11 protein-coding genes are annotated in these 15,157 nt (G+C 64.5%); 6 read left to right on the forward strand and 5 right to left on the reverse strand.

The window, feature by feature from the left end:
- Window positions 1-124: 124 nt before the first annotated feature.
- Window positions 125-313, reverse strand: coding sequence for a helix-turn-helix domain-containing protein (locus tag JHD67_RS07625; RefSeq protein ID WP_199098575.1), 189 nt, complete (start codon window positions 311-313; stop codon window positions 125-127).
- A 155-nt stretch (window positions 314-468) separates the two neighbouring features.
- Between JHD67_RS07625 and JHD67_RS07630 the strand changes: the two genes are divergently transcribed.
- The gene (locus tag JHD67_RS07630; protein ID WP_199098576.1) at window positions 469-822 is read left to right on the forward strand and encodes a hypothetical protein; all 354 of its coding nucleotides are present in this window, start codon (window positions 469-471) and stop codon (window positions 820-822) included.
- A 1,144-nt stretch (window positions 823-1,966) separates the two neighbouring features.
- Window positions 1,967-4,990 (forward strand): sensor histidine kinase, encoded by a 3,024-nt coding sequence (locus tag JHD67_RS22870; protein ID WP_199098578.1) that lies wholly within the window; start codon window positions 1,967-1,969, stop codon window positions 4,988-4,990.
- Between the two features lie 104 nt (window positions 4,991-5,094).
- Here JHD67_RS22870 and JHD67_RS07645 read toward each other — a convergent pair whose 3' ends face one another.
- The gene (locus tag JHD67_RS07645) at window positions 5,095-5,475 is read right to left on the reverse strand and encodes a helix-turn-helix transcriptional regulator (protein WP_199098579.1); all 381 of its coding nucleotides are present in this window, start codon (window positions 5,473-5,475) and stop codon (window positions 5,095-5,097) included.
- A gap of 173 nt (window positions 5,476-5,648) precedes the next feature.
- Here JHD67_RS07645 and JHD67_RS07650 point away from each other — a divergent pair, with 173 nt between their 5' ends.
- A complete protein-coding gene (locus JHD67_RS07650; protein WP_233171720.1) occupies window positions 5,649-8,525 on the forward strand; it encodes a TonB-dependent receptor in 2,877 nt (958 codons plus the stop codon).
- A 156-nt stretch (window positions 8,526-8,681) separates the two neighbouring features.
- Here the strand turns inward: JHD67_RS07650 and JHD67_RS07655 are convergent, their stop codons facing one another.
- The 3 genes from JHD67_RS07655 to JHD67_RS07665 all read right to left on the reverse strand — a co-directional run bounded on the left by JHD67_RS07655 (window position 8,682) and on the right by JHD67_RS07665 (window position 11,838).
- A complete protein-coding gene (locus JHD67_RS07655) occupies window positions 8,682-9,323 on the reverse strand; it encodes a MarC family protein (RefSeq protein ID WP_199098580.1) in 642 nt (213 codons plus the stop codon).
- Window positions 9,324-9,430: 107 nt separating this feature from the next.
- On the reverse strand, window positions 9,431-10,852 hold the full coding sequence (locus JHD67_RS07660; RefSeq protein ID WP_199098581.1) for an amidohydrolase: 1,422 nt from the start codon (window positions 10,850-10,852) through the stop codon (window positions 9,431-9,433).
- A gap of 587 nt (window positions 10,853-11,439) precedes the next feature.
- Window positions 11,440-11,838 carry a VOC family protein gene (locus tag JHD67_RS07665; RefSeq protein WP_199098582.1) on the reverse strand — a complete coding sequence of 133 codons (399 nt, stop codon included), beginning with the start codon at window positions 11,836-11,838 and terminating at the stop codon, window positions 11,440-11,442.
- Between the two features lie 75 nt (window positions 11,839-11,913).
- On the opposite strand from JHD67_RS07665, the gene JHD67_RS07670 reads away from it, so the two are divergent.
- The 3 genes from JHD67_RS07670 to tsaB all read left to right on the forward strand — a co-directional run bounded on the left by JHD67_RS07670 (window position 11,914) and on the right by tsaB (window position 15,151).
- Window positions 11,914-13,854 carry an ATP-dependent DNA helicase gene (locus JHD67_RS07670; protein ID WP_199098583.1) on the forward strand — a complete coding sequence of 647 codons (1,941 nt, stop codon included), beginning with the start codon at window positions 11,914-11,916 and terminating at the stop codon, window positions 13,852-13,854.
- Between the two features lie 51 nt (window positions 13,855-13,905).
- Complete coding sequence (locus JHD67_RS07675) at window positions 13,906-14,277, forward strand: VOC family protein (RefSeq protein ID WP_199098584.1); 372 nt, start codon at window positions 13,906-13,908, stop codon at window positions 14,275-14,277.
- A 184-nt stretch (window positions 14,278-14,461) separates the two neighbouring features.
- A complete protein-coding gene (gene tsaB / locus JHD67_RS07680; protein WP_199098585.1) occupies window positions 14,462-15,151 on the forward strand; it encodes a tRNA (adenosine(37)-N6)-threonylcarbamoyltransferase complex dimerization subunit type 1 TsaB in 690 nt (229 codons plus the stop codon).
- The last annotated feature ends 6 nt before the right edge of the window (window positions 15,152-15,157 follow it).

Genomic DNA, 15,157 nt, shown 5'->3' on the forward strand with positions numbered 1-15,157 from the left:
CGAGCAGCGACCGCACAGCTCGCATGGCTATAAGCCGCCGGCCACCATCCGGCGAAACTGGTCCCAACCCGATATCATCCCCGCTGAACTCACTGCCTGATTGGACACAAAGTTCGTACGCAGGTCAGGCACGCGGTGAGCGGCGCTTTGGCGCCGGCCGAATGCCGCCGGCTTGGGCAATTACTCGGCGTATCGAGGAATGCCTACGGCCCAACCATCGGGCGATCTGGTGCAGCGACTCCCCTTGCTGCCATCGCTCCCACAACTGGGTCTTCTCGCTATCCGTAATGTGCCGCCGAAGTCTGGGTGCCATGCAACACTCCTTCCGCTCGCGCGTCTATAGTGTGTTGCGTTGACCGGCTGAAGTCGCAACCCGAAGCGGACGCCTTTGGGAAGTCAGGAAAGCATGGTCGAACTGGGGTGGTATCGGGCAGGATGCCAGGGCCGAACGGGGCGATAGGGGGCGACATGCGAACGATTGAGGTCGATCAATTCGAGTTTGATGATCCTTCTACGGAGGAACATCTGGAGATTGCTGTCGCGGAACGGGGCAATTTTCCATTCCCTGACGTTGAGCGTTTTATGTCAGCCCGCTTAGAGTCCGTCGCTGGTGAAAGACCGCTTCTAGGTGATGTCATGGCATTTGGCGATGAGCTCGGCTACGGCTTGGTCCGGGGCTACTTGAAGCGATTTGCTGGCGTTGCGTTGCCCGATAGTTGTTCGTGGCCCACCTATGTTCTGGAGGATGGGCCTGACCGCTGGGAGATCGTCTTGTGCGCCCCGGACTCGTTTGTTCACTACGTCTGGCACACAACGGCCTAGAAACAGGAGAAGTAAATGTCTGCCTTCGACCCGAAACGGACCACAATCTGGGTCGCAGAGGACCATTGCGAGCAGCATTCATCATGCACAAGGAGGGAGTTCATGAAGGGATCGAGTTACGGGCTAATGGTAGTTGCGCTGGGTTGCGCCGTTGCAGCGACCGTTACTGCCGTCAGGGGACCGAATCATTTTCAAGACCATGGTGTCTTTGCCGCACTAGCAGCAGTTGTTCTGTCAGGAAAGTTGCTACTGGATTGGCGGCATCGCCGGTAAGGTCGGCTTCCGACCCATTGCTGACCTTTCGGAGGTGTCCGGATCGGGCAACGGCAGCAGGGTGATCAACACCAGCGCATTGTTCAGACCCTGCCGGAACGCTGATCAGCCATCTCTAGCGCCCGCATCCTCTCCTCGGTCAGTCGCGACGCATGTCGCGCTAGCAAGAAGCATCGTGAAGCAGATCGCTCGGGCTAGCGACTCGCTCGGGCTAGCGACGCCATGGCGGTGGGCGAGGGTGTACTTGCGAGGCCGATGTGGAGTGCGCGTGCAAGCACGGCTACTTCGTTGGGCGATATCGGGCGGCTATTTGCGTCGCTGGAAATACCCATGCTCATGTCGGTGGTTGCGTCTGCTGCGGGGTGGAAAGGGGATGCTTCCATCATTCATGGCCCCGGCGACGGAGGGAAGGGGCCCTGGTTAGACGCCGCTCCCATTCCTGCTGGACCGCGATGAGGCTCGGATGGATAGCCAGTGGGTGGTGCCGAACGGCTCTGCGTCCAAAGGAAAATACCAATCAGCAAGCTACCGAAGATCGGAACCAGCCATACCACCAGGATTTGCCCAAATTTTTGGCGCGGCGACAAGCCTTGATTACGTGCGATCAGCAAGCTCACGACGCAGTTCACCATCCCGTGGGCAATCAGTGCGTCATTCAGCCATTCGTTTCCGTTCACTCTGCCTCCATAGGACATCGTCCGCTTTCGATGGAAGCGGGCCTTTCCAGAATATCGCCTGTGGGACCAGGCCGCAGCGGGGTGCGCGCGCCCCTGCGACTGGGGCGATGGTGATGGTTGAATGCATGCGGCCGATGGGTGTTCCCCTTGGGTGGGCTTTGTTAGGCTGTCCCGTTGAGCATGGGGGAACTGCGGTGATCAACGTTGCCAACTGCTGGCGATGCCTGTTCGTTTTGACGACAGCGTTCCTTTTGACGGCGGTGTCCTGTGCTTCCATCGCTGCCCCGCTAGACCGCCCCGTACCGGCGTCGATCAAGGATTATTGGCATACCTCCTTTCGGCAGCAGGACGGTGCGCCGGCCAACATTTGGGGCATTGCGCAAACGCCGGATGGTTGGCTGTGGCTTGCGACGCCTTCGGGCTTGTATCGCTTTGACGGCGTCAATTTCGAAGCGTTCGACCTGCTTCCGGCAGGCGACCCGTCACCTCGTTCGGTCACCGCGCTCTATGTCAGCGAAAAAGGCGATCTTTGGGTGGTCTACGCGTGTGGCGCCCTCGCGGTTTGGCGCAACGGAGCGCCGCAAGGAAAGGTGCTCAGCAAGGGGCTTCCGCCGGGGCTGGCCATCGATGACATCTTCGAGCTTCCTTCCGGGCCGATGGTTGTCGTCGAGGATGGCAAGTATTTCGCCCTGGATGACGATCACTGGGTGCCGCGCGAGGCGTCCTTCATTGGCCTGAGCCCCGATCCGGATTACGAATGGGCGAGCTTTGGCGGCCAGCTATGGGCGGCCGCGCCCGATGGTCTCTACGTCTGGTCGATGGAGCGCGGTCGTTTTGTCCTGGCGGAGTCGCGAAAGTGGGCGGGCACCAACCTGATCTTCAGTCCCCACGGCGATCTCTGGCGGCGGACGTCCAAAGAGGGGATTTCCGTGCTGCGCCGCGCCGCGGATCTCGGGTTGCATCGGTTCGCGCCGATGAACGCCAGCAAGGCGAGTTTTGTCGACCGCCAGAACACGATCTGGACGGTGACATGTGGCGACATCGATGCGATCTGCCGCCAGGCGGGCGGCCTGGATAGGCAAGGCCCGATCCATAAAGAGGACATGGTGGCCGATAGTTTTGGCCCTGGCGATGGATTGGCACCGCCGATGACCGGCATGGAGGATCGCGACGGCAACGTTTGGTTTGGTACCAAGGCGGGCCTGGAGCGTTTCACCCCGCGCCCATTCACGGCGGTTCACTTTCCATCGCCCGTGCTGTATTTCGCCATGCTGCCGGACTCGGCGGGCGGCCTTTGGATGGGCAGCGCTTCCAATGCCTACGTCGATCGATGGTGGCGTATTGGTGGGCGGGATGCGCTGCCGATGGGTGATTTCGCCCATCCGGTAACGGCCGTCTATCGCGATTTGGACGGCACCGCCCTGCTGGGTTCTCAGCAGGGACTTTGGCGGTTCGATGGCGCTGCGTTCCAGGCCCAAGACATCCCCGCCTCGGCGAAGGAGGAGAAGCTGCAGGCGCTGGTTCGCGACGGGCAAGGGCGATTGTGGGCTTCGTATCGCAACCATCCGGTGTATGCCCGCATCGGCGACAGGTGGGTGGACAAGGGCAACCTCGCTTCGTTGCCGGACCTGGCCCCGGCCATCGCCCAGGTCGACGAGCGTGGGCGCGTATGGTTTGGTTACTTCAATAATCTGCTGAGCTTGGTCGATGGCGATCAGGTGCGCACCTTTGGCAGCAAGGATGGGTTGGATATCGGTACGACGACGGCGTTGGTCACCACGCCTCCCGTACTTGTCGGTGGCGAGCGCGGGTTGGCATTTTTCGACGGGACATCGTTTCGGCGCATCCGCGCGGCGCAACCGGATGTGCTTTCCGGCATCACCGGCTTGCTTCGCATGGCCGATGGCTCCGTATGGATCAATGGCAATGCGGGCGCGGTGCACATTCAAGAGAGCGATATCGACCGTGCCATCAAAGACCCTGCGTATAAGGCCGCCGCCCGCGTGTTCAGCAACGATGATGGCGTTGCGGGTGGCGCGCAGCAGGTGCGGCCGCTGCCCTCCCTGGTGCAGGGCAGCGATGGCCGCCTGTGGTTTGCCAGCTCCACGGGCTTGAGCTGGGTCGACCCCAAGACGCTCGACACCCCCAAGGCGCCGCCCGCGCTGTATATCCGCTCGGTGGTGGCGGGGAATACGGTGTACTCCCCGTCGCTACCCGTGAAACTGCCCGCGCGTACCCGTGACCTGACCATCAACTACACGGTGCTGGGCACGTCATCGCCGCGCCGGCAGGCCTTCCGTTACAAGATGGCGGGGCTCAATCAATCCTGGCAGGACGTGGGCCCCCGGCGTGAAGCGGTCTATAGCAATCTTGGGCCCGGCCACTACGAATTCGTGTTGCAAGCCGCCAACGAAGACGGCGTGTGGAACCTGCAAGGTACGTCGCTGGCCTTTGATATCGCCCCGGCGTTCTACGAGGCGTGGTGGTTCAAGGTGATTATCGTGGCCTGCGTGCTGCTCGGCGGCTGGCTGGCCTACGTGGCACGGCTTCGCTACATCAAGCAAAGCATTCGCGATCGCCTGAGTGCGCGCCACGCCGAGCGTGACCGCATCGCCCGCGACCTGCACGACACCCTGCTTCAAGCCATGCAGGGGCTCTTGCTGCGACTGCAGGTGTGGGCGATCCATCCCACCCTTGATGAGGGCCAGCGCAAGGAGGTGGATAGCTTCGCCCGTTATGCCCGCGACATGCTGGTCGACGGACGCAATCGCATTCTGCAGCTCCGTCGGGAAAGTGATAGCGGCGAAGGGCTGGAAGACCTTTTGAACGGCGCCATCATGGAGAGCGCCAGCGAAACGAGTGCCGCGATACGTCTCGTCGTGGAGGGCCCCTTGCGGGAGGTCGATGCCGAGGTGCTCCCCGATGTGGTGGATATCGCGCGCGAGGCCATTCGAAACGCGGCGCGTCACGCCCGGGCCGGTTCCATCCACGTGCACGTGGTTTTCAGCCCGAAGGCGCTGAAGGTGGCGGTTAGGGACGATGGCTGCGGCATTGACGAGGCATGCCTGCGAAGCGGCGGGCGGCCGGAGCATTGGGGGCTGCGGGGCATGAGGGAGCGTGCCAAGCGCATCTCCTCGTCGATCTCGGTGGGTCCCGGTGCGCAGGGCGGCACCCTGGTCGAGCTTGCGGTGCCTGCACGGCTGGCCTATGCGGGGTAGGGACGCTGGGCTGAACGCCCGGGCATGGCATGGGCGCGGCTTGCGCTGGCCCGAAACGGGGCGAGGCGGGCGCACTCCGGGCGGGGCGGCCTGCGCCCCGGCGCTCAGGGGTCGCTGAGCAGTTGCACCAGTGCCGCGCGGCGGCGGGCATTGAAGCGGCGCATGGCGGTCACCACGGCGCGCTCCTCGTTGGTGAGCGTCTGGTAGGCGGCGCCGGGTTCGCGCACCTTGCCGCTGCTGGGCAGGCGGCCCATGATCAGCCAGTCCAGGCTGCACTCCAGCTCCTCGGCGATCTCCAGCAGGCGGGGCATCTCCGGATAGGACTGCCCGTTCAACCATTGCCGGGCCGATTCCGTCGACACGCCAAACCGGGTCGCGACCGCGGCGCGACGCCTGCGGCCATTCGGTATGTCAGCGGCGTCGCAGGCCTGTTGCAGGCGGTCGGCAAAGCCGGAGCAGGGGTTGGCTGTTTCTTTGGTAGGCAAGTTAAACCTGGATTTGGTCAGCCCAATTGCCAAGTCATTCTTGGAATTTTACCGGGTAATTTTGCAGGTTTGACTTGTTTTACAGGAATTGGTTGTTTTGTCCCTCGCGACGCATGACGCGTCGGGCGGTGGCGCATGCCGCGCCGCCGCCACCACGAGGGAGAGACCGATTCATGATGGTTGATGCAATGCAACGGCCGCGTTGGCTATGGAGCGTGCTGATGGCGAGCGGGGGTGCGCTGGCCGCGATGCCGGCCAGCGCCTGGGCCACTCCGCAGGAGGCGGTGGCGGGCGAAACCACCGAACCCACCGAAGGGCAGGCCAGCAGGCAAGGGGAGGCCCGGCGCCTGGAGGCGGTCACCGTAACGGGCTCGCTGATCCCCCAGACCCAGGTGGAAACCGCCGCGCCTTTGATGGTGATCGATGCTGCCACGCTGCAGGCGCGCGGCTTTGCCACGGTGGCCGATGCGCTCAAGCAATCGTCCTATGCCAGCGGCAGCGTGCAGGGTTCACAGACCTCCGCGTCGTTCACCCAGGGCGCGGAGACCCTGAGCTTGTTCGGCATGCCGCCGGGGTTTACCAAGTACCTCATCGATGGCCGCCCGATGGGCAACTTCCCGGCGCTCTACAACGGCCGCGATGTGTTCAACAACTTGTCCGGCATCCCCATGCAACTGGTGGATCGCATCGAGATCCTGCCGGGCGCGCAATCGTCGCTGTACGGTTCGGATGCGATTGCCGGCGTGGTCAACGTGATCCTGAAGAAGCGCGTGGAGTCACCCACGCTGGATGCGCGCTACGGCTTCTATCAGGAGGGCGGTGGCATCAGTCGGCGCTTGAGCTTCAGCGATGGCTTTCAGCGCGGTCGGTTCAGCCTGATGGGCGGCGTGCAGTACGAAAACGTGGACCCCATCTGGGGCTACCAGCGGGCGCTCACCACGCGCATGAATCAGGACGGCACCAGCCCGCCGGTGGCCAGCCGCGATTACCTGCTGGTGAGCGGAACCACCGGTCGCTACATCAACGTGGATAAGGTCGATAGCAGCGCGTGCAGTCGCGTTACGGGCCAGTTCGCGGGCACCACGGCCTTGCAGACGCGGCCCGGCAACGGCAGCTATTGCGGCTCGTTCTACTCGCCCGGCTACCGCACGCTTGCCAACGGCAGCGAGAACGCCCAGCTCTACACGCATGCCACCTTCGACCAGGGCGAGCAGCTGAAGTGGTACGGCGACCTGCTCTACAACTACAACGACACGCGTTACACCTCCGGTTCCAATTACACCTGGTGGGGCAGCAGCACCAAGTACGGCTATTTCTACGATCCCAACCTGCGGGACTACGTGCAGGTCCAGCGCGCGTTCTCGCCCGAGGATATGGGCGGCTACGAGAATGCCATGAGCCGTTACATCGAAAACAGCTACATGCTCACGCTCGGTGCGCAGGGCCGCCTGGGGCAAAGCACCTGGGATTACGACCTGGGCTTCACCCATTCCGATGACCATCTGTTGCAGCAAGGCTTCGCCCGCTGGGCCGATGCCATCAACGGCTACTTTGAAGAGCACGTGCTCGGTCCGGACCTGGGGCCGGACCCGCGTGGCCGTGGCTACCGCAGCTTCGCCCCGAACTACGCCGCGTTCTACACGCCCATGTCGGTGGCCGATTTCCAGAGTTTTACCGGGCACACCAACAGCCGCAGCAAGACCTGGGACAACCTGCTGCGCGGGCAGCTCACCCAGCCGGCGCTATTTGCCTTGCCCGGCGGTGACGCCGGATTGGCCGTGGTGCTGGAAGGTGGCAACCAGGGCTGGGATTACCGACCCGATGCACGCCTGCTCGACGGCGGCGTGTGGGGCTCCACCGCGGTGCAGGGCGCGGGGCATCGCTCCCGCTATGCGGGCACCGCCGAGTTGCGTGCGCCGGTGCTCCAAACGCTGACATTGGACGCCTCCGCGCGCTACGACAACTACAAGGTGGCAGGTACGCATGTGGACAAGGCCACCTGGAATCTCGGCGCGGAATATCGCCCGCTGGATACCCTGCTGCTGCGCGGCAAGATCGGCACGGCCTTCAAGGCGCCCACCTTGTCCGATCAGTTCCAGGGCCTGAGCGGCTCCTACAGTTCGGCGGTGGACTACTACAACTGCGCGGTGCTGGGCTATCGCGGCAGCAACATCGATCGTTGTCCCAGCCGCTACGGCAACGCGCAGTACTTCGGCCAGCAGGCAGGCAACCCGGACCTCAAACCGATCCAGGCCAAGGCGTGGAGTTATGGCGTGGTGTGGTCGCCCGTGGCGCGCATGGCACTGAGCGTGGACTACCTGCACTGGAACGTGCGCGGCGAGGTGCAGACCCAGAGTGCGGACGATCTGCTCAACGAGGAGATGCTGTGCCGTCTTGGCGAACGCGATATCACCTCGGCCGCATGCCAGGCCGCGCTGGCCCAGATCACACGCGGCGCCAGCGTAACGGAGGACGGCACGCTCGGCACCATCAGCACGATCTATCGCGGCAAGATCAACGTGTCGCGACGGGTCATCGACGCGCTGGTGGCGGATTTCCACTACGGCTTTGCCCTGGGCGCGCTGGGCGACCTCACCTTGACCGCGTCCTACAGCGACATGCTCAAGCATCGCTACCAGGCGTATGCCGGCGACCCGATGGTGGATCGCCTGCGTGATCCCACCTGGAGCAGCGAGTTCAAGACGCGCACCAATGCCTCGGCCAACTGGCGGCGGGGCGATTGGGCCGCCACGCTCTATGTGAACCGCTTTGGCGAAAGCCCCAACTACCTGGCCACCATGAATGGCTACGACTATCCCGGTGCCGGTCGCCTGGCCCCGTGGATTCGCTACAACGCCAGCGTGTCCTATCAGCCCACGCCGGCGTTGCAGCTGGGCTTGCAGGTGAACAACCTGTTCGATGCCATGCCGCCGCGCGATACCAGCTACCCGGGTACCTCGGGCGCGCCCTACAACGCCTCCAACTTCGACGTGTTTGGACGGGCGTATTACCTGCAGGCGACGTATCGATTCGGCGCGCGTTCTTCCTGAGTATCACCACGTAACCCCTCGAGCCCATCGAGGGCGTTCCACACCGCGGTAACCTCCCATCCCTGAGCCCGGTCGTGGAACGTGCGGAGGACTGGATCCGCTAGGGCGGTGCGCGCCAGGTTCGCCTGGCGCGCATCCAGTCGCCTGGAGGGACCATCAGGGAATAATCTGCAGGCGTCGGCACGCCTCCAGAATCGCCTGGATCGCCAGGCCCGCCTGCAACACCGAAAACACCCAGCCGATCACCTGCAAGATAGGCACGCCAATTACCCGCATGATCGCACTGGCGGCCAGCATGCCCAGAAGGTTGAGCAGCATGATGCCGCCGATGGTGGCGAGCACGGCCTGCCGAAAAGCGTCATCGCCGGCACTGCGTGCGATAAAGAAAATAATGGCGACCACGGCGGCCGGCGTCACGATGGTGGGAATCACCAACGGCGACAAGGTGGGCTTGCCTGTCCAAGGCGGCCTGGCGCCATCGGGCAGGGACGAGGTCGGGCGCTCGGGCAGGCTCACCAGTTCCAGGTCGGTGATGGAACGCAGGGCCGTGGTGAACAGGATCAGGCCACCGGCGATCATCACCGCGTCAATGCCCACATGCCATTTGCTGAGGTTCTCGCTTGCGCTGAAGGCGATGAACAACACCAGCGCAAACGACATCACGAACGAACGGATCGCCAGGTGCAGCCGATACGAACGGCTACTGCCATACGTCAGCGCGTGAAACACCGGGATGGTCTTCAGCGGGCCCAGGGTGAGAAAGAAGATGGCAAAGACGTAAGCGTAGTCATTATTCATGGCGTGCTCCTCAAGACCTTCCGCCAGGCGTGCTGCCATCGGACGTGCAATGGGGCGAGGCCACGCGCAAGGCCTCGCCGGTTTCTTGAGTGGTGATGAGGGCGCCGTCAGCCGGTCATTTCGCGTCCGCCATCGTTGGCGATAAGGAAATCCGGCATGGAATAAGGCTGCTTGCGATCGGGCGGCAGCGCCGACTGGAATGGCTTGCCCTCGGTGCGGCGCAGGAAATCCGCGCGTGCCGCCTCGCGCAGTGAGGCGTCGGTGAGTACATCCAGCGCGGCGGCGGCAAGAATGCGCGAGGTATTCACGCACGAGCGCAAACCGATGCTCATGCCGTGCACAGCGGTAGCGACCAAGGTGTGCAAGGAAATGCCCAAGGGCAGGGTGACCATGGTGACGCCCGAGGTTGGCGTTTGCCACGACACGTCGCCCACGTCGGTAAAGCCACCCATGCGCGGTTCTGGCGGAATCGGTTGCACTTGCGCGGAAAGGCCGGCGGGCTCGACGCCGAACGCGGTTTGCAGGTCGCGCGCAAATTGCTGTTCCTGCGCTGTCCAGTCGGGAATACCTACGCGTTGCAGGTGCGCATGCACGCATTCGCCCAGGGGCGAGTTGGGCATCAGATCGTAAAGGCCAAAATAGAGTTCGACGTTGGCTTTGGTCTGCGTCGCCATGGCGGCGCCTTCGGCGATCTGGCGAATCCATTGCGAGGTCTTGTTCACATGCTCGCGATCGCAATCGCGCGAGTACAGCCATATCTGCGCACAGTCAGGCACCACGTTAGGCGCCACGCCGGCCATTTCGTACACGTAATGCACGCGCGCGGTGGGCTCCAGGTGCTCGCGCATGGCGTTGATGCCGTGCGCGAACAGCTCCGCCGCATGCACCGCGCTGCGGCCCAGCCAGGGCGTGTTGCCGGCGTGCGCGGTGACCCCGCGGAACTCCACCCGCATCTGATCGGTGGCGGTGGTGCGGATGCTGGCCACCATGCCGGTGTTGAACGGATGGGTATGGAAGCAGGCGTCGAGATCCGCGAACATTTTTTCGCGCGCCATGTAGACCTTGGCGCCCTCGGTTTCCTCGGCGGCGCAGCCATAGACGCGCAACGTGCCCGGCAACTTCTGCGCGGCCATCACCTGCTTCAGTGCCAGGGCCGCACCGAGCGATGACGCGCCGATAAGGTTGTGGCCGCAGCCATGGCCGTTGACGTTGCCATCCGCGCGCGGCTTCTTTTCGGTCACCGCTTCGTTGCCAAGGTTGGGCAGTGCGTCGTATTCGAGCAACAGGCCGACCTTGGGCGAGCCGCTGCCGTATTCCGCCACGAACGCCGTGGGAATGCCGGCGGCCGCGCGCGAGGTGATGGTGAAACCGTTTTGCTCCAGCAGGTTCAGCAGCGTCGCGGAGGATTGGGATTCCTTCATCGGCAGTTCCGAGAGGTTCCAGATGTCCATGGCGGCCTTCTCGATCACCGTCCGGTGCGCTTCCACGGCCTGGTCGATGGCGTTGTACAGCGTGGCTTGGTTCGACATGAGGGTAGCTCTGGTGGCGTGTTTGGAACGCTACAGCAAGGGCCTGCGATAGCTAGCGGTGCGTTCGCCGCGGCCACGCAAGGGAATGGCGTGTCCCTGCGTCGATGTCTGCCGCGCATGGCATCGGCATGGAAAGAAAGAAGGGAGGGCGGTGTGCCGCCATGCGTCGAACGGAAGGGCGGCCCGTAACGCGTGCCGCGTGGCCGCAGCGTACGGGCGGAAGCGGGAGTATGACCATGCCGTGCGCGACATCACGAAGACGCTCTCAGGGAGAGACGAACGGATGCGCGTCTTTCATCCTGGGTGCCACCGGAGCACCCGCCGATCCGCGCCATCGACGGTCACGATATCTGTTGGTTTGCGCACAGCCTTGGCTTGTGCTCGTCAATGGTCCGTGAAAGCAACGGCAGTCATCGTGGCGAGCCGGCAAGCCACTTTTACTTGCGCCACGCGCCACGCGGCGGATGCGGTCATCCGTGCGTATGGCACGCTTCGTGGCGACATGGCGTTGGCGATGCGTCGCAACGTTTTTCCTCGGTTTGCGGCGTGGCTGAGGCCGTGCCGACGGATGGTGCCTGCGGTGTGGGTCAGGCCGAGGTGCTGGGTGGCGTGCGTCGCCGTTCCTCCATGAGCGCTACCAGGTTGCCGTCCGGATCGTGCAGAAAGGCCAGCCACAAGGTGTGATCGGATAGCGCGGCGGTGACGCGCGGCTGGTGGGCGCCCTCGGCGCCGCGGTCGAGCAGGCTGCGATAGCTGGCGTCGATGTCGTGCACCTTCAGATACAGCACCGAGTTGCCGCCCACCGCCCCGGCGCCCTGCGGCGTGGTGAGCATCAGGCGGATGCCGCCGCAGTCGAGGAATGCCAACTGCAACGCGGGGCGAAACAGGAACGGCAGCTCCAGAATGTCCCGATAGAAGGCGAGCGCACGGTCCACATCGCTCACGGTGATGGCGATCTGGCCGATGCCGGTGACGGGCGAGGACATGGCGGCGCTCCGGGTGGGGAGACTGCCAGTCTAAGCCATTCGCGGGCATGGCCCGGCATCGGCCATACTTGGCGGATGATCGATCACGAGGACGTTGCCGCGCTGCTTGGCCCCGAGGGACCATTTGCCCGCGAGCTACCCAATTTCGCCCCGCGCGAAGCGCAGCAAAGCATGGCCAGCGCCGTGCAGCACGCCATCGCCGAGCGCGACACCTTGATTGCCGAGGCCGGCACCGGCACCGGCAAGACGTTCGCCTACCTGGTGCCGGCGCTGCTTTCGGGTGAGCGGGTGATCGTTTCCACCGGCACCAAGGCCTTGCAGGATCAGCTGTATTTTCGCGACTTGCCGCGTGTCAGCTCGGTGTTGGGGGCGCGCCTGAAAATGGCGCTGCTGAAAGGTCGTTCCAATTACCTGTGCCTGTATCGCCTGGACCAGACCGTGCGCGAAGGCATCAGCTTCGATCGCGCCCAGGCGTCGCAGCTGGCGGCGGTACGCGCATGGTCGGCGCGTACGCGTCGCGGCGACCGCATGGAGTTGGCCGAGGTGCCGGAGGAATCGCCGTTGTGGCCGCGCGTAACCTCCACGCCGGAAAACTGCCTGGGTGTGGAGTGCCCGTTCTACGACGACTGCCACGTGGTGAAGGCGCGCCGCGAAGCGCAGGAAGCCGATCTCGTGGTGGTCAACCATCACCTGCTGTTCGCCGACCTGGCGCTCAAGCAGGAGGGTTTTGGCGAGATCCTGCCGGGCGCGAGCGCCTTTGTTCTGGACGAAGCGCACCAGATTCCCGAACTGGCGGGGCAGTTCTTTTCGCAAAGCATCAGCGCGCGTCAGCTCAGCGATCTGGCGCAGGACAGCCTCACCGAATGCAACGGCGTTACCGGCGCCATCAGTCTCGTGTTGGAGCCGGCCGAAGCGGTGCAGGACGCCATCCGCAAGCTGCGCCTGGCGATGGATGCCTTGCCCGAGCGCGGCCCCTATCATCTGTTGGAAACCAGCGCCGCCATCGATGAGGCCGTGCACGAACTGCGCGAAGTGTTGGCGGCCTTTACCGACGTGCTCGCCTCGCAGGCGGATCGTTCGCGGGGCTTCAGCCTTGCGCACGAACGCGCCGCGCTGCTCAGCGAACGGCTGGACCGCATCGCCGAGCGCGAAGGCGAGCGCGATGTACGTTGGTACGAATTGTTCCCGCGGGGCTTTGCGCTGTATGCCACGCCGCTGGATCTCGCCGCGCCGCTGCGCGCCATGCGCGAACAGACGCAGGCGGCGTGGATCTATACCTCGGCTACTTTGTCGGTGGCGGGGAGTTTCGACCACTTTGCGCGCCAGCTCGGCCTGGACGATCCGCATACGCTGCACGTGGATAGCCCCTTCGACTACACCCGTCAGGCCTTGTGCTATCTGCCGGCGGGCTTGCCCGATCCGGCCGCGCGCGACTACACCGATCGCGTGCTGGACGCGGTGCTGCCCGTGCTGCACGCCTCGCATGGGCGCGCCTTCCTGTTGTTCACCTCGCATCGTGCCTTGCGTCGCGCCGCCGAGTTGCTGCGCGAACGCGTGCCCTGGCCGTTGTTCGTGCAGGGCAGTGCACCGCGCCATCGCCTGCTGGAAGAATTTCGTGCCAGTGGACATGGTGTGTTGCTGGGCGCGGCCAGCTTCTGGGAAGGCGTGGATGTGGCGGGCGAGGCGCTCAGCGTGGTGGTGATCGACAAGCTGCCGTTCGCTTCGCCCGACGATCCCGTGTTGCAGGCGCGGCTGGAGGCGCTGGAACAGGCCGGGATCAATCCCTTCATGGGCTGGCAGGTGCCCAGCGCGGTGATTGCGCTCAAGCAGGGCGCCGGGCGCCTGATCCGCGACGTACGCGATCGCGGCGTGCTGGTGCTGTGCGATCCGCGCCTCACCAGCAAGGGCTACGGGCGCCTGTTCCTGGGCAGCCTTCCGCCGATGCCGCGAACGCGCGAACTGGCGCCGGTGCAAGCCTTCTTCGCCGATGACCTGGCGGTATCCGCTTCGCCTTGACGGTGGCCGGCGCATACTGGGGCATCGACAACCCCCGATGAGGAGAGCGACATGGCCAAAGTCATTGGTGTAGGCGGCATCTTCTTCAAGTCACGCGACCCCAAGGCATTGGCCGAGTGGTACACCGAGCATCTGGGCTTACCCGTGGACAAATGGGGCGGGGCGCGTTTTGCGGAGGATGTTTCGCGACCCGGCTATACGTTGTGGTCGCCGTTCGCCGTCGACACCGCCTACTTCGGCGCCGGCTCCCAGTCCTACATGATCAATCTGCGCGTGGATGATCTCGACGCGCTGTTGTCGCAACTGCGCGCGGCTGGCGTGAATGTGGATGAGCGCGTGGACAAGAGCGAGTACGGGGCGTTCGGCTGGATCACCGACCCGGACGGCAACCGCGTCGAACTGTGGCAGCCGCCAGCGGCCTGATCGCCGTTTTGCCTTTAACGCGCCGCAGCGGGGCCCCCGGGCGCCCGCTGGCGGGCCGCGCATGGCGTTCTGATGGGGTACCCCAAGCACACGGTTGAGGTGGCCGGGGTGGCCACGCGGCCTGGCCGCGGGCTTGCATGCGATTCGCCGGCTCGCGGCGTTCACCCGTTATCATGGAGCGATCATGAATCTGCTCGCCATCGAAACCGCCACCGAAGCCTGCTCCGTCGCCCTGATCCATGGCGACCAGGTCATTGCCCGCAGCGAAATCGCTCCCAGACGCCACACCGAACTGGTGCTGCCCATGGCCGACGCCTTGTTGGCCGAGGCCGGCCTGAGCCGGCACGCGCTCGATGCCGTGGCGGTGGGGCGCGGCCCGGGAGCGTTCACCGGTGTGCGCCTGGGTATTTCGCTTGCCCAGGGTATGGCGCTGGCGCTGGATGTGCCGGTGATTACCGTGTCCTCGCTGGCCGCCCTGGCGCTGGAGGCGCCGGAGGACGACGAAGCCATTCTCGCCGTGATCGACGCGCGCATGGGCGAGGTTTATGCGGCCAGTTATCGCCGCGACGGTGATGGCGGGCTGGTGGCGTTGGATGAGGAGCGCGTGTGCACGCCCGAGGCGCTGCTGCTGCCCGAGGCGCCGCACTGGCATGTGGTCGGCAGCGGTTGGGCCACCTATGCCCAGGTATTGGGCGAACGCCTTACCGGCGCATTGCGCAGCGCCAGCGGCAACCGCTATCCGCAGGCCAGGCACGTGGCGGAGCTTGCCGCCATCGAGTTTGCCGCCGGGCGCGCCTCGGCCCCGGAGCACGCCTTGCCGGTGTATCTACGCGACAAGGTGGCCTTGACCCTGGTCGAGCAAGGCAAGGCCTGAAGCGCG

It is taken from the genome of Dyella sp. ASV21, assembly GCF_016428975.1.
In the GTDB taxonomy this organism is placed as follows: Bacteria; Pseudomonadota; Gammaproteobacteria; order Xanthomonadales; family Rhodanobacteraceae; genus Dyella.